Genomic DNA, 18091 nt, shown 5'->3' with positions numbered 1-18091 from the left:
GACGCCGCGTCCGGGGTGACGTTGTCGGCGAGGAATTGGGTGATCTGCTCGACGGTCTGGCCGTGCACAACGCGCCACACGACGATGTCCACCAGTGCCCGCGTGGTCGCGAACAACGGCGCGTCCGCCGGATCGGTCACCTGGCGGGCGATCGCGTCGATCACGGCCTGTACGTGCGATCGGGAGAAAGTCCCGTTCGGGTCGGTGCTCATCGGGTCACCTCCACGAGGTCGAAGCGGTTGTGCAGGTCGGACCAGGCCGCGTGGTGGCGACCGTCGGCGGTGTGCCATTGCCCGTCGAGGCCGTGGCACCAGCACCGCATCAGCCCGTCACGCACCTGCGGGCAATCGGCGGGTTCGGGTGCGGCGCCGAGTCCGGCGACCAGCCACACCCTCGGCCGCGTGATCACGTCGGTGGTGGGGTTCGGTGGCGTGTTCACAGCGACACCCCCGGAAAGTCGGTGATGTCCGACCAGTCCAGAACGAGAGACTCATCGCCGGGGCGCACCAAGCGGTGTGTGCGGTTGACCAGCTCGGCGACGTCATCGCGGCGGAACACGACCGTGGCCGTGCCCGTCGGGCTCGTCAGGGCGAGCACCACCAGGTCACCGCGCGCAGTGACGTGGATGGCCCCGACGGCGTGGCCAGCGTGCCCGTGCCTCAGCGCGGCGGCCAGCAGGTCGCGGCTGACCATCCACTCCGTGTCGGGGTACAGCTCGGAGAAGTCCAGCAGTACACCGAACGGCTCCTGCGGTCGATAAGTCGCCACCAGTTCCGCGTTCCCGACAGGCAAGCTCGCCTGAATGCGCATCGTCAATGCGTTCATCGCACACCGCCTTCGGTGGTGTCGTCGCTGGTCGTGTGGTCGCCCGGCACCGCGGACAGCTCGGCGTCCAGCCGCGCGAGCGGGTCCTCGTCGAGCCGGGTCGCGTCGGCCGAGATCACCGGCCGCCACGCGCCGCTCGGGTCGTCGCTGGTCGTCTTCGTGCCGCTGAGGCGGTCGAGCATCCGCTCGACCCACGGGTTGACCTTGTCGGCGACCCGGTCGACGAACGCGCCGAACCGCTCGGTGAACTCATCGCGGCGCGTGACGATCCGTTCGCGCAGCTCGATCCAGCGTTCCTGCCGCTCGATGGCCTTGACGTCGCGGCGCTTCCACGCCATCTGCAGGCGCCCGATCGCGGCGGGCATGCCCCGGCGCACGATCACCGCGTGCAGCTCCGGCAGCTGCGAGATCTGCCCCGGCGAGAGCACCGGCACCAGCTGCGGAGTCCGCCCGGTCACATGCCCGTCGACGTCCTCGGTCTCGACCATCTCGTGCCGCTCGGACGTCAGCAGCGAATACGCCTTCAAGTCCTCGTCATCGCGGGCCCCGGCAAGGATCAGCACCGTCGCGGAGTTCGTCATGATCGCCGCGCACCCGGTGTTGCCCCACCGGTCACGCAGCTGAGCCCTGCTCTGCGCGCCGATGTGGATGGTGACGTTGCGGCCACCCATGTCGGCGGTCCACTTGTCCAGCGGCACCGGCGACACGAGCGCGGCCTCGTCGAGCACCAACGTCAGCGCTGGGTCCAGCCGCCCGCCGGGCGACTCGGCCGCGATCCGGCGAGCCTCCCGCGCCAAGTGCGAGGTCAACGCAGCCACCAACGACGCGGTGTGGCCCTCCTCGGCGCCGAGCATGTACACCGTCGCGCGCTGCTCCAGCAGCTCGGCGACGTCGAACGTGCCCCCCGGTGCCGCGGCGGCTTTCGCGTTCGGGTCGGTCAGCCACTCCAGCGCGGGCGTGATCGTGGTCGTGATCGACGACCGCGTGCGGTCGTTGGTGGTCAGGAACTGCTGCGCGGCGGTCGAGAACGCCGGCTCCGGCGAGCGGCGCAGCAGGCGCAGCACCTCATCCGCGGAGCCTTCCGGGTCCGCGACCCAGTCGGCCACGTCGGTCATCGCGAGGTCGCCGACCGCGGCGGCGTGCAGCAACGTCGCCAGCGCACGGCGAGCCAGCTTGATCCAGTGCTCACGCTCGGGATCCCCGCCGTCAGCCGGGATCAGGTCCGCCCCGCGATGGAGGGCGGTCACCGGGTCCGCGCACCCCGACAGCGGGTCGAAGGTGATCGTCGACGGCAGCTTGCCCAGCCCCGACGGGTTGAACACGTACACCGGGCCGCGCCGCTCACGCAGCTTCGCGGTCAAGTCGATCAGGTCCGTGCGGGTCGAGGTGGCGATCACCGCGCCCGGCGCGTCCAGAATCCGGCACGCCAGCTCACCGGTCTTACCCGAACGTGGACCACCGAAGCGGGTCGTCACGTCCTCCGCCGGAGACCAGATCTTCTGCCAGCCGACCTTCGCGATCGGCGTGGCGTACTCGATCACCGGCACCCGCCGCCGCGTCCACCACATCGCCCTACGCAGCGACGGCTTGAGCACCTTCGCCTTCCGACGCATCGCCGACGCCGACGCCACCCGCCAGATCTGCCACCGCGACGCCACACCACCGTTACGCCGCGAACGACGCGACCACCTACTGATCAGCCCACTCGAACCACGCCGACCACGCAAACCGGAGACCAGGCCGAACAGTAGGACCGGCAGTCCCATAAGGCCCCACGGCCACGCGCCGTACCCCGGCGTCTCCACCGGAACCCAGCCCGCGAACCACACCGACAGACCAACCAAGCCAGCCGACACCACCGACGCACGAGCCAGGTTGCCCCGCGCGAGCTCAGCAGCACCAAACACCGCCGCAGCCACGCCCAGCGTGACCAACCACGGCCAGATGACCGCGACCTTGACGTGCGCGTCGCTCAACGCCACACCCAAGAAGATCAGCACAGCCGCCACCAAGGCGGCACCAAAGGTACGCATCAGGCCGCACCCCCAGCGGCGAAATGCACTGCGTCGCCATCAGCGGGCTGACCGGCGCGGGTTGCCGCAGCCAACTCGCATGCCTCGACGTACTCCTTGAGTGCGTCGCCGGGGATTCGCACAGTGCCTTTCCCCGCGCCCAAGCGAATCGCGCGCAGCGCGCCGGACTCCACTGCCCTGTAGATCGTCGCGACCGAGACGTCGAAGCCATCGGCCACCGTTCGAACCCGGTACAGCCGGGTACTCTCAACCTGCATCGTTTCTCCAAGGTTTCGGTGCTTGCCCTGGTTGGTGGTGACGCACTGACCAGGGTTTTTTGCTGTCCTCAGCACCCTCGCTAGCTGCTCGGCGGTTGCTGCTTTCTCAAGGTATACCCAACTGGGTATACCCACAAGCTCTGCGCATGCACAGTTGGGTATACCCAGAGCGCCGGTCCCGCGAATCACGGCTTCCACCTGCACAAACGCCCAATTATTCCCGTTCGCAAACTTCTGTAGCCAGCCGGATTTCAGGCAGCTAGCACACTTCAACCCATGAGCGGTCGCCTATGTATACGCAGTTGGGTATGCTCTCCGCGTTGTCCACTCACCGAGCAGAAGGGGTCCGCACATGGCGGAACCGGCGTACGTCTCAATTGCCAGCGGCTACGCTCGCCGAATTCGAAGCGGCGAGCTACCTGCCGGAATGCAACTCCCGAGCGTCGCGGAAATCGCTGAGCAGAACGGCGTATCCCCTATCGTTGCCCGGAAAACTGTTGAGCTGCTACAGAATCTGGGCCTCGTCCGAACAGTTCAACGCCGGGGCGTGTTCGTAACTAGTCGACCTAACCTCGTTCGAGTTTCACCTGAGCATCAAATGCAGGATGCTGAAACAACGTTCGGGAACGAGTCCGACAAGAAGATCCGCGTCGAGCGCGAAACCGAAGAAGTCGAGGCGGACGAAGATGTCGCAAACGTACTCGGAATTTCCCCTGGGGTTCGCGTCACGCGAACCGTAACACGCGGCATGGAAGACCGGCGAGCGATCTCCATTTCAGACACGTATCAGCCATTGGGTATTTCAGGAATAGCGTCCGCTGAGGACCTCGAAGAGGCCGTTTCGGAGGCGCTTCCGTCGCCCGCACACGCCGAGTGGCTCAAGACGTCTCCGGGCGATCTCGCGTGGAGCGTCGAGCAAAAGTTCACTGACAGCGCAGGCCGCGTGGTGATGGCGTCTAAGATCTCGTACCCACGCGACCGCTACGCCAAGTTCGTATTTCGCATGTCACTCAAGCCTGCAGAGGAATAGGACTCAGACATCCACCGCCATTGCCGTCGGGCTGCCTCGTTCCACACAGGCAGCCCGACGGCTTTTCTACGGATGGGTCCAAAATTGACCAACGTCGGAAAGATTCCACCAGCTCACAAAGTGGACATCTTCGGATTCGAGATTCCAGCCTTCGCTTAGCGCATCGAAAAACCCATCATCGCCGGTCTTTCCACCTTTGGGTTCACCAACGAACAGCAACCTTCGACCACCTGCCTCTGCGAATCCGCGCAGGGCTTCTGACGCCATCGTGTTTCCCCAGCCCGGTGGCCAGCACAAGAACAGCACCGATTCACTATCGACCGAACCACGGGCGGCGTACTCGGCCATACCGTCGACCGCCCGCCAAGCCTGTACGCCCTCACCGTTCGCGGAGAACGACGGATTCTCGCCCTTGCGGGGCGGGTCGATGTCATACGCCTCCACCACGAGCCCCAAGCGGTCAAGCTGCGCTGCCCAGTAGCCGCGGCCGGCGCCCAGCTCGACGACCGTCCGCCCGGCGCACAGGGCCTGAATCCACGTCAGCGTTTCAGGTGAGGGCACCGCGTACGCATAGGCGTCTTGCAGCACAGTCTCAGCGAATGCCAGCCTGGCGCTGCCGTCAACGCGTCCTCCGTCGACGATTCGACGACCGTTCCGCTCGGTAACCGACGGGCCGACGATGTCCCAGTAGGGATTGCTGCTCTCGGCAGCACCACCGGTGACGTAGTGCAGCATTCGCAGGTCAAAAGCGGCATCGGCCTGGTCGTTGCCGGTGCCGGCCAGTCCTGGTGCCATATCGAGATACTCGGCAAGCTTCGGGTACGTGCTCTTCAGCCGCTGCTCGTCATCAAGCAGCGCGAGCAAGTCGCGTCGACGTTCGTCCGTCAGTATCAGATCAGCCACCTGGCCATCGTGGCGCAACTCGGGGCCTGGCCCTAGTCGGGTACCACGTTCGGACGGCACCGAAGACGACCAGTTCGAGCCGAGACGGCTCCGACGGCGTCGGGGGCCCGTCTCAGTTTCCGTCTCAGTTCGTACCGTTTCAGGGTGACTCAGAGGTTGCTCGAAGCGCGCTGACCAGCACTGGAGCGACCTGTGTATACCCAGAGAACCGCGTGCCCGAGTCTTTGGGTGGGGTGGGTCGCTTTTAAAAACCCTGAAAACCCCCCCATAAATGTGGTGAGTGTTGCGGACGGTTCTAGCCGCCGGCAACACTCACGACTCATTTCAGCGGTGCTTGAAAGTCTTTGTCCGCCCAGTCCGCGCGCTGCACGATGAGCCAGTTGTCCGCGCACGACTTGACTGGGGTGCACATGAAAAGGACGATCCTGCTCTGCCTGACCGCGGCCGCGGTCGCGTTGACCAGCGCCACGACCGCCAACGCCGCCGCGCCCGGTGACCACGCGATGGGGTCACAGATCGCCAAGCACGAGGGCCGCCAGACCACCAACGGCGCCATCCGAACAGCCGGGGAAACGGTGCCCGGCATGGATGTCAGCAGTTACCAGGGCAACGTTGACTGGCAGGCCGCGTACAACGCGGGCGCACGCTTCGCCATCATCAAGGCGACCGAGTCCACCGGGTACCGGAACCCCTACTTCACCCAGCAGTACAACGGTTCCTACAACGCGGGCCTGATCCGCGGCGCCTACCATTTCGCGCTGCCGAACGAGTCGAGCGGCGCCACGCAGGCGAACTACTTCCTGGCCAACGGGGGTGGCTGGTCCGCCGACGGAAAGACGCTGCCGGGCGCGCTCGACATGGAGTACAACCCTTACGGCGCAACCTGTTACGGCTTGAGCCAGGCTTCGATGGCTGGCTGGATCCGCGACTTCAGCAACGCCTACTACGCCAGGACCAGCAAGCGACCGGTGATCTACACGTCGACCACCTGGTGGCGCCAGTGCGTCGGCACCCAGGGCGCCTTCGCCGACACGAACGCGCTGTGGATCGCGAACTACGCGTCGAGCCCAGGGCCACTGCCGTACAACTGGACGTACTACACGTTCTGGCAGCACGCGGACGCCGGCCGCTTCCCCGGTGACCAGAACCTGTTCAACGGCCCCTACAGCCAACTACAAGTTTTCGCCCGCAACCACGACTGAGTCGTGAGCGTTGCGGGCGGTTCTGACCGCCCGCAACGCTCACGAGTCCTTAAGCCGTGGTCACGTCGAGGTAGTCGAGGTTCGCCGGGCCGTCGGCCGTGGTGGCCGTGATCCGGATCGTGTTCGAGCCCGCGGCCAGGTTCGCGGTGCGCGAGATCTTGCTCCACGTGGTCCAAGCGCCGGTGCCCGGGAACGTGACCCCGGACGCGACGACCGTCCCGTTGACCGAGATGTCGACCGGCCTGGCGGTCACGGTTCCGTTGGCGTAGCCGAAGTCCAGCGTCGCCTGGCCCGCCGCGGCCGCGTTCACGGTCCACTCGACGTAGCTGCCGGCGGCGTTGGTGCCGTTGGCGAAACCGGTGCCGGAGAAGCCGACGTGGTTGGAGTCGATGGTGCCGCCGGTGGAGAGGGTGGCCGACTCGGCCTCGTAGCGGACGGTGTCACCGGGAGGGGTGCCGCCGCTCTTCGAGACGCGGTAGAGCACGGTGCCGTGCGACGGCACCGAGGCGCTGATCGCGCCCGTGGTGTTCTTGCTGGACTTGGTCCACAGGTCCTTCAGCGTGTACGAAGCCGAGCCGCCCATGCCGATCGCGGACGCGGTGGTGCTGATGGTCGCGGTCGCGCCGGTCTCGTTCGACAACGCCACCGCGTGGTCGCCGTTGGCCAGCACCTTGTTGTAGACGACCAGTCCGCCGCTGTTGCTGGTGATCGTGGCCTGCTTGCCCAGCTTGTCCTGGTCGACGTCGATGACGTCCTTGTTCTCCAGGATCTTGAACGTGTCGTCGTTGACCTTGCGCAGGTCCGAGCCGATCAGCAGCGGCGCGGCCATGACGGCCCACAAACTGAAGTGGGTGCGGTACTCGGTCGGGGTCATCCCGCCGTTGCCGACCTCGAGCATGTCGGGGTCGTTCCAGTGCCCGGGACCGGCGTACTGCGACAGCACGCGGTTCGCCTTCGCCTTGCCGATCATGCTGGACCAGTTGTCGGAGATGTCACCGGTGGTGCGCCACAGGTTGCCGACCGGCTCGCCCCAGGTCCAGATCTTCGGGTCGCTCTTGCCCCACTCGCAGATCGAGTAGACGATCGGGCGGCCGGTGGCCTTGAGCGCGTCGCGCATGGCCTTGTAGCGCTTCTGCGCGTCGACGCCCTGGTTGTTGCAGTTGTCGTACTTCAGGTAGTCGATGCCCCACGAGGCGAAGAGGTTCGCGTCCTGCTGCTCGTGGTTGAGGCCGCCGGGGAAACCGGCGGTGTTGCAGGTCTTGGTGCCGGCACTGGTGTAGATGCCGATCTTCAGGCCCTTCGAGTGGACGTAGTCGGCGACGGCCTTGATGCCGTTGGGGAAGCGCTTCGGGTCGGGCTGGAGGTCGCCCTTGGAGTTACGGCTCGGCAGCGCCCAGCAGTCGTCGAGGTTCACGTACTGGTAACCGACGTCCTTGAGGCCCTTGTTCACGAAGATGTCGGCGATGCCCTTGACCATCGCCTCGTTGAACTCCGCCCGGCATCCGGTCGTGTTCCAGTTGTTGAAGCCCATCGGCGGTGTCCTGGCGAGGCCGTTCTCCAGGGCGAGTGCTTCTTCGGGGACGCTCAGCCAAGCGGTGGCCGAAGACACCGCGCTCAGCGCGAGAACTGCCGCGGCGGCCGTGGCCAGCTTTCGCAGCAGGGGGGATGCCGACATTCGTACTCCTAGGTTCCACTGGGTGGTCACTACGACCCGAAAGCAGCCGAAACGTCGAATGATCAGATGGATGCATGACGGCTTGCACCCATTAATCCGACAAATGTCCCTGCGCCACTTTGAGCCAGTGGTAAAGGTAGGAGGTCTGAACCACATTAGTAAAGGGGGCTTACGAAACGGAGTCGGCGCACCGCCGTCCGCGTGACACTTCCACAGGTGACCGGTCCTGCCCGGTTACTTCCCGTGTTCGACCTGGCGGGCGGTCGCGAGCGCGCGGTCGGTCTCCCAATGCGCGCGCATCGAGCGGATGAGCCCGTCCTCGCCGACGCGGTAGACGAACACGCCGTCCGTGTCGACGACATAGCCGCCCGGCAGGTAGGTGGTGATCGTGCCGACGTTGGCGACCTCGCGGCCGTCGTTGGCGGCGTGCGAATCCCTGATGACGAACTCGAACCGCTCCACCTGTGCGATCGTGAGGTCCCAGAACGCGGCCACCGCGTCGGCGCCGCGATGCCCCTTGCCCTCGGCGTCGAACATCGAGGGGCCGACCGGGTCCTCGATCACCGCGTCGGCGGCGAACAAGGCGACCCAGGCGTCCTTGTCGCCGGCGCAGACCGCGTTCATCGACCGCCAGGCGGCCTGGCGGGCCGCGGGCTGCTCGGCAGCGGGATCCCAGCACACTTCGGCACCCACGGCGCGCTCCTTAAAATCGAGAGATGATCTCGTCGCCGAATTTCTTGATGGAGTCCTTCTTGGCGTTCAATTCACCGTCGAAGCCGATGCCGTCGAACACCCACGGCATGGTGATGATGTCGGTGACGCCGATTTCCGCCTGCGCGCGATAGCCGTCCAGGCCGAACTTGTCGATGCAGACGGCCTGATACTCGAATGGATCGTCCGCGCGCCCGCTTTCGGCGAGCAGGGCACGCAGCCGCTCGATGGTCTCGCGCAGATCGTCGAACTTCATCATCGCCGAAGACCAGCCGTCCGCGACGCGCACGGCGCGGCGCAGCGCGACGTCGGTGTGCCCGCCGATGTAGAACGGGACGCGCTTCGGCGGCGTCGGGCTCATCCGGAGCTTGCCGAAGTCGAAGAACTCGCCGTGGTACTCGACCATCCCGCCGTCGAGGATCAGCCGCAGCACGTCGATCGCCTCGTCCACGCGCTTGCCACGCCGCTCGTACGGCGCGCCGCACCACTCGAACTCCTCCGGCGACCAGCCGACGCCGAGGCCGAGCCCGAACCGGCCGCCGGTGAGCGTCGCGACCGAGTTGACCTGCCTGGCGAGCAGCACCGGATTGCGGGAGCCGAGCTTGAGCACCGAGGTGTAGAACTCGATCTCGCTGGTCACCGCGCCCATCGCCGCGGCGGCGACCAGCGGGTCGGACCAGGGGGTCTCTTCGGTCCAGAAGCGGCTGCCGTCGGGGGTGTACGGATAGTCGGCGGAGACCGTCTCGGAGTAGAAAAGCGAGTCAGGCAAAGCGATCGACGAGAAGCCGCACTCCTCGGCCGTGCGGGCGAGGTCGGCGAAGTGCTCCAGCGGATTCATCGCGACCGAGAGCGTGAACTTCATGGTTCCGGACTATAACGTGTTCTAGTTTTCTCCGCCAGTGATCGCCGTCGGCTGAATCGGTTGCCCGGCAGCGCGATGATCGGCAGGCTCGGCGGCATGGGGAAAGTGCGGATCTTCGCGGGTGACACGGTCGACAACTACGCGAAGCACCGGCGGGGCTACCGGCCGGACGTGATCGGGCATCTGGCGGCCGCGTTCGGCGTTGGCGCCGGGTCGCGGGTGCTCGACCTGGGCTGCGGCACCGGGCAGCTGGCGTACCCGTTCGCGGAGGTGGCGGGCGCGGTGATCGGGATGGACCCGTCCGTCGACATGCTCGCGCAGGCACGCGCCGGAAGCACGGCGTCGAACATCACCTGGCTGCTCGGCGCCGACACGGACGTGCCGACACTGGAAACCTTGCTGGGCAAGGAAAGTCTTGACTTGGCGACGATCGGTTCGGCGTTGCACTGGATGGAGCCCGCGCCGCTGTTCGCGGCGCTGGCTCGCCTGCTGCGCCCCGGCGGTGGCGTCGCGGTGACCGCTAACGGCATTCCGATGTGGACGCACGACACGCCGTGGTCGCACGCACTGGCCGAGGTTTCGGCCGAATACCTGGGAAAGCCCGACCTGTCCGGCTGCGGGACCGACGACACGGCACGCGCGGGCTATGCCGAGGCGTTGCGCGCGGCCGGTTTCACCGACGTCAAAGAGGAGCGGTTCGACTACACGGAGGCGCACACGCCCGACGACGTGATCGGGTCCTTGTATTCGGCGGCGAACCTGGACGCGCTGACCGACGAGCAGCGGGCGGATTTCGACGCCGCATTGCGGGCGGCGCTGGGCGGCGGGCCGTTCGTCGAAGACGTGCCGGTGAAGGTGCTCACCGGGCGGTGTGCCACGTCCGGGTAATCCCCGGTGTGCCCTGGGCCTCATCGGGAACCTCCGGCGTACCGTCCGCGTTGTCCGACTCAAAGGCTCTGCTTCGAAGAACCCGGGAGTGACCCATGGGCACCGCGATCTTCCTGATCGTGCTCCTCGTCCTTGTCGTCGGCGGCGGCATGTACCTCGCGAAGTCGCGGGCCGCCGCCCGCCAGCAGCAGCTGGACGACGCCAAGGCCGACGCGCGCCGCCTGATGGAGCGGCTCGGCGGCCAGGTGCTGAACCTCAGCGGCACCGACACGGCCTCCCAGCAGGCGCTCGCGGACGCGGCGGAGCGCTACAACGCGGCAGGCTCGCAGATGGAGCAGGCCAAGACCATCGAGCAGGCCCGACTGGTCAAGGACACCGCGGTCGAGGGGCTGTACTACGTGCGCGCCGCGCGCGTGGCGATGGGCATGGACCCCGGCCCCGCGCTGCCGGACGACGCCGAGCGCGAGCGCGCGGGCAAGGTCACCGAGTACCGCAGCGTCGACGTCGAGGGTCAGCACTACGAGGCCTCGCCCGAGGCGGGCAACAACACCCCGTACTACTACCCCGGTGGCCGCGTCGCGGGTCGTCCGGTCCCGCAGGGCTGGTACAGCGAGCCGTGGTGGAAGCCCGCGCTCGTCGCCGGCGCCTGGGGCATCGGTTCGATGTTCCTGTTCAGCGCGATGTTCTCCGGCATGGGCGGCATCGCGAGCGCCTCGGCCTGGGAATCGGGCTATGACGCGGGCCAGGCGGACGCCATGGACGCGGGCGGTGGCGGTGACGCCGGCGCCGACATGGGCGGTGGCGATGGCGGCGGCTGGGACGGCGGCGGCTTCGATGGTGGCGGTTTCGACGGCGGCGGCGACTTCGGCGGCGGCTTCGACTTCTAGTTTCGCAGCTCAAGGGTCGTGAGTGGTATTGCCGGTTCTAACCGGCGAAAACACTCACGACCCTTGGCATTTCGGGCACCAGTAGAGGTTGCGGCCGACCAGTTCCGAGTGCGCGATCGGCGTGCCGCACACGTAGCACGGCAACCCGGCGCGGCGGTAGACGTAGACCTCGCCGCCATGGCGGTCTTCGCGAGCGGCGCGGCCCATCGCCTCGGGCAGGTGCTCCGGGGCGACCGTGTCGATGCGGCCGGTGCGCACGCCGTCACGCATCAGGAACACCAGGTCGGACCAAATGTCCTTCCACAGCGCGGAATCCAAGGAACGACCGGGCACCATCGGCGCGATCCCGTGCCGGAACAGGACCTCGGCCCGGTAGACGTTGCCGACGCCGGCGAGCACCGATTGATCCATCAGCAACGCCGCGAGCGAGGTCTTCGACCGTGAGATGCGGGCGAAGGCCTTGTCCGGGTCGGCGTCGCGGCGCAACGGGTCAGGCCCGAGGCGGGCCATGATGGCGTCGACCTCACCCGAAGTCAGCAGTTCGCAGCGAGTAGGGCCGCGCAGGTCCGCCCACTGGGTACGGCCGACCATCCGCATCCGCACCTGGCCGACCGGCTCGGTCACCGGCAGCTTCATCTCGCTGAACGTGCCGTACAGCCCGAGATGGACATGGACTGTCCCATGTGGACCGTAGTCGTGGAACAGGTGCTTGCCGTACGCCTCGGCGCGGACCAGTACCTGACCGTCCACAAGAGACGCTTCAGCCGCGAACCGGCCCTGTGGGCTGCTGACGGCCACCGGGGCGCCGGCGAAGCGGCGCTGGTGGGCCTTGGCGAGCCGGTGGAGCGTGTGCCCTTCGGGCATCAGGCAGGCAGTGCCGGCGGGGTGCCGGTGCGCTCGTAGTCGAGCATCTGCTGGACGCGGCGACCGTGCCGCTCCTCCGGCGACGGCGGCGTCTCGAGGAAGGCCTCGACGATCGCGGTCGCCTCTTCGACGCTGTGCATCCGCGCGCCGACGCCGATGAGCTGGGCATGGTTGTGCTCGCGGGTCAGCTTCGCCGTCTCGACACTCCAGGCCAGCCCGGCACGGGCGCCGCGGACCTTGTTCGCCGCGATCTGCTCGCCGTTGCCCGAACCGCCGACCACGATGCCCAGGCTGCCCTCGTCGATGACCACGCGGCGCGCGGTCTCGATGCAGAACGCAGGGTAGTCGTCGGCCGCGTCGTAGACGTGCGGACCGATGTCGGTCACTTCGTGGCCCTGCTCGCGCAGGTGCGCCACCAGGTGGTTCTTCAGTTCGAAACCGGCATGGTCGGATCCCAGATAGACACGCACAGTGCGGAAGTCTGCCATCCGGCCATCGGGCGGGCATGCTGTGGGGGTGGGCTACTGGGGCCAAGACGGCTTTGACGTGAGGCTCGAATGGGGCCGCGAAGGCGTCGAGACGCTCGGCGCCGCCTGCGCCGTGCTGGTGATCGTCGATGTGCTTTCGTTCAGCACCACGGTCGATCTGATACTCGGCCGTGGCGGCGGCGTGCGACCGCTCACCTGGCACTCGGGCGCGCGGCTGCCGAGGCCCGCGGCCATCGGCGACTCCCCCGGGCTGACCGACCTGCCGTCACCGAACGGCCCCACGCTCACCGCGGCGGCGAAGGAAACCGGCGCGATCGTCCTGGTCGGCTGCCTGCGCAACGCCACCGCCGTCGCCGAGGCCGCGAACGCACTCGCCGGGACCGGCCCGGTCGGTGTCATCGCGGCCGGCGAGCGCTGGGGTGTGGTCGACGGCCCGCTCCGGCCCTGCGTCGAAGATCACCTCGGCGCGGGAGCGATCGTTACGGCACTCAGCCGTAGCAAGTCCCCAGAAGCCGCGTTGGCCTCCGCTGCTTATCAAGCGACCGACGTCGAGCGAGCACTCGCCGAATGCTCGTCCGGGCGAGAACTCATCGACAAGGGCCACGGCGCCGACATCCCGCTCGCGGCCGCCGTCAACGTCAGCACGACCGTCCCGATACTCAACAACGACATCCTGGAGAAGCTTTGACCTGGCTGGAACTGGCCGAGGGCGTCTACGCCCGCCGCTACGAGGAACTCGACCTGACCGTCGGGCTCGTCGTCGGCGCCGAGAAGTGCCTCGTGATCGACACCCGTGGCGACGTCGACCAGGGCGCCGAACTCGCCGCGGCCGTCCGCGAGATCACGCCGTTGCCCTGGATCGTGGCGTACACGCACGCGCACTTCGACCACGCCTTCGGCACGACGCCGTTCCTGCCGTGCGAGGTCTGGGCGGCCGAAGGCTGCCGCGCCGAGCTCGACAGCTTCGGCGACGACGCCCGGCGCAAATGGGCCAAGTCCTACCTCGAGCAGGGGAAACCCGAGATCGCGGACGCGCTGGAGCGCACCGAGATCGAGCGGCCGGACCGGGTCGTGGACACCGAGGTCACGCTGGACCTGGGCGGCCGCACGGCGGTGCTGATCAACCTCGGGCACGCGCACACCGACCATGACCTGGTCGTCCACGTGCCGGACGCGGGGGTCGTCTTCGCGGGCGACACCGTGGAGAACGGGCCTGCCGGGTTCACCGCCGACTCGTTCGGGGTCGACAACGACTTGACGAACTGGCCTGCCGCACTTGACCGGATTCTGGCGTTATGCCCGAAAATAGTCGTGCCGGGCCATGGCGAACCTGTCGGTCCGGCCTTCGTTGCCGAGCATCGTGACGGTATGGCTTCGCTGTCCGTGCTCGACGCCGCGGTGACCGCGGGCGAGCTCACCGTAGTCAGTGCGCTCGCCCGCTCCCCTTATCCGGAGGACGTCACCAGGGCGGCGCTCAGTCGAAATTCAGCTCGCCCGTCCGAGTCCGCTTGAGCTCGAAGAAGTCGGGGTAGCCCGCGAGCAGGCGAGCGCCGTCGAAGACCTTGACGGCGTCCTCGCCGCGCGGGATCGAGGTGAGCACCGGGCCGAAGAACGCGACGCCGTCGATGTGGATGGTCGGCGTGCCGACGTCCATGCCGACCGGGTCCATGCCCTCGTGGTGGCTCTTCTTCAGCGCCTCGTCGTACTCGGTGGAGTTCGCGGCCTCGGCGAGCTCGGCGGGCGCGCCGATGGCGGCGAGCGCCTCCTTGATGACGACGTCATAGTCCTTGACCCCGCCGTTGTGGTGGCGCGTGCCGAACTCGGTGTAGAAGCCGCGCAGCGCCTCTTCACCCTCGGACTTGGCGAGCGCGGTGGCGACGCGGACCGGGCCCCAGCCCTTCTCCATGAGCTCGCGGTACTGCTCCGGCAGCTCGTCGCGGCCGCTGTTCAGCACGGACAGGCTCATGATCCGGAAGCGGAGGTCGAGGTCACGATGCTTTTCGACCTCGAGGATCCACCGCGACGAGATCCACGCGAACGGGCAGATCGGGTCGAAATAGAAGTCGACCTTCACCTTCTCGGACATTCGATGACTCCCTGGAAACAACTGGCTTGTCGGGACCGTCCCCACACTGCGAGCCAACAGCATCAGAGCGACGCTTGTTCCCGGTCGTCAGTGCGCGTGTCCACATGATTGGATGCCAGTAACCACTACCGAAAACCGATACCAACAACCAGAGGTGCCCGTGCCCGCCCCGAACCTGACCCGCGACCAAGCCAAGCAGCGCGCCGAGCTGCTGGAGGTCGAGTCCTACGACATCGAACTCGATCTGACCGACGGTCGCGGCGGTCCCGGCGAGAAGACCTTCTTGTCGACGACCACCGTCCGGTTCACCAGCAACCGTGCGGGTGAACGCAGCTGGATCGACATCGTCGCCGAGAGCGTCCGCTCCGCGACCCTCAACGGCGTCGAGCTCGACGTCTCGGCCTACATCGAAGACAAGGGCGTCGAACTGCCCGAGCTGGCCGAGTCCAACGAACTCGTGCTCGTCGCGGACTGCCGGTACATGAACACCGGTGAGGGCCTGCACCGCTTCGTCGACCCGGTCGACGAGAGCGTCTACCTCTACACCCAGTTCGAAACCGCCGACGCCAAGCGGATGTTCGCGTGCTTCGACCAGCCGGACCTGAAGTCGGTCTACCGGCTGACCGTGATCGCGCCTCAGGACTGGAAAATCATCTCGAACGCGCTCGCCGAGTCCGTGGAGGAGACTCCGGAAGGCGCCGCTCGCACCGTTTTCGGCGTCTCGCCGAGGCTTTCGACCTACCTGGTCGCGCTGATCGCCGGTCCGTACGCCGAGTGGCGTGACGAGTACACCGACGAGCACGCCACCATCCCCCTGGGCATCTACTGCCGTGCCTCGCTCGCCGAGCACATGGACGCCGAGCGGCTGTTCACCGAGACGAAGCAGGGTTTCGGCTTCTATCACCAGAACTTCGCGACGCCGTACCCGTTCGGCAAGTACGACCAGCTGTTCGTGCCCGAGTTCAACGCGGGCGCGATGGAGAACGCCGGCGCCGTGACGTTCCTGGAGGATTACGTCTTCCGGAGCCGGGTCACCCGCTACGCCTACGAGCGCCGCGCCGAGACGCTGCTGCACGAGATGGCGCACATGTGGTTCGGCGACCTGGTCACCATGCGCTGGTGGGACGACCTGTGGCTGAACGAGTCGTTCGCGACCTTCGCGAGCGTGCTCGCGCAGGCCGAGGCGACCGAGTACAAGAACGCGTGGACGAGCTTCGCGAACATCGAGAAGTCGTGGGCGTACCGGCAGGACCAGCTGCCCTCGACGCACCCGATCGCGGCCGACATCGTCGACCTGCACGCGGTCGAGGTCAACTTCGACGGCATCACGTACGCCAAGGGCGCGAGCGTGCTCAAGCAGCTCGTGGCCTACGTCGGCCTCGAGCACTTCCTCGACGGCCTGAAGGTCTACTTCACCAAGCACGCGTGGAACAACGCGACGCTGGCCGACCTGCTGTCCGCGCTGGAGGAAGCCTCCGGCCGCGACCTCTCGTGGTGGAGCGCGCAGTGGCTGGAGACGACCGGCCTCAACTCGCTCAGCCCGCGGTACGAAGTGGACACCGACGGCACCTACCGCTCGTTCGCGGTCGTGCAGACCGGCGCCAAGCCGGGCGCCGGTGAGCTGCGCACGCACCGCGTCGCGGTCGGCGTCTACGACGAGGACGGCGAAGGCAAGATCGTTCGTATCCGCCGCGTCGAGCTCGACATCGACGGCGAGCGCACCGAAGTGCCGGAACTGGTCGGCACCGCGGCGGGCAAGCTCGTGCTGGTCAACGACGACGACCTGACGTACTGCACCATGCGTCTCGACCCGGCCTCGCTGACCACGCTGATCGACCGCATCGCCGACATCACCGAGCCGCTCCCCCGCACGCTGTGCTGGTCGGCGGCCTGGGAGATGACGCGCGAGGCCGAGCTGAAGGCCCGCGACTTCGTCACGCTCATCGCGCGCGGCATCCACTCCGAGAGCGAGGTCGGCGTCGTGCAGCGGCTGCTGCTGCAGGCGCAGACCGCGCTCAACTCGTACGCCGACCAGGACTGGGCGCGCGAGCAGGGCTGGCCGTCGTTCACGCAGCGGCTGCTGGAGCTGGCTCAGACGGCCGAGGCGGGCTCGGACCACCAGCTCGCGTTCGTCAACTCGCTGGCCGGTTCCGTGCTCGACGAGAAGACGCTGGCGGTGCTGCGGGGCTGGTTCGACGGCTCCGCCCCGCTGGAAGGCCTGACGGTCGACACCGACCTGCGCTGGCGGCTGCTGCAGTCGCTCGTCGCGCACGGCAAGGCGGGCGAAGACGAGATCGACGCCGAACTCGCGACGGACAACACGGCCGCGGGCCGCCGTCACGCCGAGCGGTCACGCGCGCTGCGCCCGACCGAGGAGGCCAAGGCCGACGCGTGGCAGCGCGCGGTCTACGACGACGCACTGCCGAACGCGGTGAGCGACTCGCTGATCTCCGGCTTCTCGCACCCCGGCCAGAAGGCACTGCTCGGCTCGTACGTCGCGAAGTACTTCGAGGTGATCGACGAGGTCTGGGCCCGCCGCTCCAGCGAGCGCGCCCAGCCGACGGTGGTCGGCCTGTTCCCGTCGTGGGCCGTCGAGGCGTCCACGGTGGAAGCGGCCGACGCCTGGCTGACGGGCGAGCAGCCCGCCGCGCTGCGTCGCCTGGTCTCCGAAGGCCGCGCGGGCATCGTGCGCGCGCTGGCCGCCCGGGATTTCGACTCCCACCAGGCCTAGCCGAACCCCGAAAGTGGCTTTCGTCAGATCGGATCTGACGAAAGCCACTTTCGGGCTTCACGAGCCCAGCGCGGCCCTGATCTCGGCGACGACGCTCGGCGGGAACCAGTCGTCCAGCTCCAGCGACTGGGCGACGCGGTCGAGTACGGGACGCGCGCCGAGGGTCAGCGCGACCCGGACGAGGTGGCTCGGCGGTGGAAGGTCGTCGTCATCGTCGCCACGGACGATGTCGGCCAGCAGGTCGTCGACGACGTCCAGCGCGTCAGCACGGCCCAGCCGGAGCAACGCGATCGCCTTGATCTCGCTGAGGCGGACCACCCGCCAGGCGAGGTCGTTCGCCGGGAAGAAACCCGGATCGACCTCCCCGGCGAAGCGCAACGCGGCCTCGTCGTCGCCCGCGAGTATCGCGGCTTCCGCGAGGTGAGCACGGATCCAGTCCGGCGCGGCTCCCGACTCGATCGCCGCCGCACCCGCCGAGACCGCCTGGCCGAGCCGGTCGGGGAACTGCTGCGCGAGCATGGCGACGGCGATCGCGTGCGCCTCGGGGTCCGCGTCATCGAGCGCACGCTCGAGCAACGCGGCCCGTTCCTCACCGAAGGCAAGGCCTGCGGCTTTGTTGATCAGCTCCCGCGGAGAGGTCATCGAGTTC

The 18091-nt window shown here is 67.5% G+C and carries 20 protein-coding genes; 7 read left to right on the top strand and 13 right to left on the bottom strand.

Annotated elements, in window-relative coordinates:
* From ACFV15_RS30015 to ACFV15_RS29995, 5 genes are all read right to left on the bottom strand, one after another.
* Positions 1–212: hypothetical protein (locus ACFV15_RS30015; protein ID WP_378354391.1), on the bottom strand; the 212-nt coding region annotated here is incomplete at its 3' end.
* The gene (locus ACFV15_RS30010; RefSeq protein ID WP_378354389.1) at positions 209–439 is read right to left on the bottom strand and encodes a hypothetical protein; all 231 of its coding nucleotides are present in this window, start codon (positions 437–439) and stop codon (positions 209–211) included. The genes ACFV15_RS30015 and ACFV15_RS30010, both read right to left, overlap by 4 nt.
* Positions 436–825: an SsgA family sporulation/cell division regulator gene (locus ACFV15_RS30005; protein WP_378354388.1), complete on the bottom strand. Its 390-nt coding sequence runs from the start codon at positions 823–825 to the stop codon at positions 436–438. The genes ACFV15_RS30010 and ACFV15_RS30005 overlap by 4 nt, the downstream gene beginning before the upstream one ends.
* Complete coding sequence (locus ACFV15_RS30000) at positions 822–2858, bottom strand: type IV secretory system conjugative DNA transfer family protein (protein WP_378354386.1); 2037 nt, start codon at positions 2856–2858, stop codon at positions 822–824. Before ACFV15_RS30000 ends, ACFV15_RS30005 begins: the two co-directional genes overlap by 4 nt.
* Entirely contained in the window at positions 2858–3115 is a 258-nt protein-coding gene (locus tag ACFV15_RS29995) for a helix-turn-helix domain-containing protein (protein ID WP_378354384.1), read from the bottom strand. Before ACFV15_RS29995 ends, ACFV15_RS30000 begins: the two co-directional genes overlap by 1 nt.
* Before the next feature lie 352 nt (positions 3116–3467).
* Here ACFV15_RS29995 and ACFV15_RS29990 point away from each other — a divergent pair, with 352 nt between their 5' ends.
* Entirely contained in the window at positions 3468–4145 is a 678-nt protein-coding gene (locus ACFV15_RS29990; RefSeq protein ID WP_378354383.1) for a GntR family transcriptional regulator, read from the top strand.
* 66 nt (positions 4146–4211) lie between these two features.
* On the opposite strand, the gene ACFV15_RS29985 is transcribed toward ACFV15_RS29990, so the two are convergent.
* Positions 4212–5048, bottom strand: coding sequence for a hypothetical protein (locus ACFV15_RS29985; RefSeq protein ID WP_378354382.1), 837 nt, complete (start codon positions 5046–5048; stop codon positions 4212–4214).
* Positions 5049–5458: 410 nt separating this feature from the next.
* Between ACFV15_RS29985 and ACFV15_RS29980 the strand changes: the two genes are divergently transcribed.
* Positions 5459–6250, top strand: a complete 792-nt coding sequence (locus ACFV15_RS29980; protein WP_378354380.1) for a lysozyme — start codon at positions 5459–5461, stop codon at positions 6248–6250.
* A gap of 49 nt (positions 6251–6299) precedes the next feature.
* On the opposite strand, the gene ACFV15_RS29975 is transcribed toward ACFV15_RS29980, so the two are convergent.
* From ACFV15_RS29975 to ACFV15_RS29965, 3 genes are all read right to left on the bottom strand, one after another.
* Positions 6300–7925 (bottom strand): carbohydrate-binding protein, encoded by a 1626-nt coding sequence (locus ACFV15_RS29975; protein ID WP_378354378.1) that lies wholly within the window; start codon positions 7923–7925, stop codon positions 6300–6302.
* 234 nt (positions 7926–8159) lie between these two features.
* Positions 8160–8618, bottom strand: coding sequence for a nuclear transport factor 2 family protein (locus ACFV15_RS29970; protein WP_378354376.1), 459 nt, complete (start codon positions 8616–8618; stop codon positions 8160–8162).
* Positions 8619–8628: 10 nt separating this feature from the next.
* Positions 8629–9498, bottom strand: a complete 870-nt coding sequence (locus tag ACFV15_RS29965; RefSeq protein WP_378354375.1) for an LLM class F420-dependent oxidoreductase — start codon at positions 9496–9498, stop codon at positions 8629–8631.
* A 60-nt stretch (positions 9499–9558) separates the two neighbouring features.
* On the opposite strand from ACFV15_RS29965, the gene ACFV15_RS29960 reads away from it, so the two are divergent.
* Positions 9559–10386 (top strand): class I SAM-dependent methyltransferase, encoded by an 828-nt coding sequence (locus ACFV15_RS29960; protein WP_378354374.1) that lies wholly within the window; start codon positions 9559–9561, stop codon positions 10384–10386.
* Positions 10387–10481: 95 nt separating this feature from the next.
* Positions 10482–11273, top strand: coding sequence for a hypothetical protein (locus ACFV15_RS29955; RefSeq protein WP_378354373.1), 792 nt, complete (start codon positions 10482–10484; stop codon positions 11271–11273).
* A 54-nt stretch (positions 11274–11327) separates the two neighbouring features.
* Here ACFV15_RS29955 and ACFV15_RS29950 read toward each other — a convergent pair whose 3' ends face one another.
* Positions 11328–12137 (bottom strand): Fpg/Nei family DNA glycosylase, encoded by an 810-nt coding sequence (locus tag ACFV15_RS29950; RefSeq protein ID WP_378354372.1) that lies wholly within the window; start codon positions 12135–12137, stop codon positions 11328–11330.
* On the bottom strand, positions 12137–12607 hold the full coding sequence (locus tag ACFV15_RS29945; protein ID WP_378354370.1) for a ribose-5-phosphate isomerase: 471 nt from the start codon (positions 12605–12607) through the stop codon (positions 12137–12139). The genes ACFV15_RS29950 and ACFV15_RS29945 overlap by 1 nt, the downstream gene beginning before the upstream one ends.
* Positions 12608–12683: 76 nt before the next feature.
* Here ACFV15_RS29945 and ACFV15_RS29940 point away from each other — a divergent pair, with 76 nt between their 5' ends.
* On the top strand, positions 12684–13313 hold the full coding sequence (locus ACFV15_RS29940) for a 2-phosphosulfolactate phosphatase (RefSeq protein ID WP_378354368.1): 630 nt from the start codon (positions 12684–12686) through the stop codon (positions 13311–13313).
* Entirely contained in the window at positions 13310–14137 is an 828-nt protein-coding gene (locus tag ACFV15_RS29935; protein ID WP_378354366.1) for an MBL fold metallo-hydrolase, read from the top strand. Before ACFV15_RS29940 ends, ACFV15_RS29935 begins: the two co-directional genes overlap by 4 nt.
* Here the strand turns inward: ACFV15_RS29935 and ACFV15_RS29930 are convergent.
* Positions 14100–14711 (bottom strand): DsbA family protein, encoded by a 612-nt coding sequence (locus ACFV15_RS29930; protein ID WP_378354365.1) that lies wholly within the window; start codon positions 14709–14711, stop codon positions 14100–14102. The two genes, ACFV15_RS29935 and ACFV15_RS29930, sit on opposite strands and share 38 nt — an antisense overlap.
* Positions 14712–14871: 160 nt before the next feature.
* Here ACFV15_RS29930 and pepN point away from each other — a divergent pair, with 160 nt between their 5' ends.
* Entirely contained in the window at positions 14872–17442 is a 2571-nt protein-coding gene (gene pepN, locus ACFV15_RS29925) for an aminopeptidase N (protein WP_378354363.1), read from the top strand.
* 57 nt (positions 17443–17499) lie between these two features.
* Here the strand turns inward: pepN and ACFV15_RS29920 are convergent, their stop codons facing one another.
* A complete protein-coding gene (locus ACFV15_RS29920; RefSeq protein ID WP_378354361.1) occupies positions 17500–18084 on the bottom strand; it encodes a hypothetical protein in 585 nt (194 codons plus the stop codon).
* Positions 18085–18091: the final 7 nt, after the last annotated feature.

This window comes from Amycolatopsis sp. NPDC059657, from assembly GCF_042734395.1.
Classification (GTDB): Bacteria; Actinomycetota; Actinomycetes; order Mycobacteriales; family Pseudonocardiaceae; genus Amycolatopsis.
This window is presented reverse-complemented; position numbering and strand designations above follow the sequence as displayed.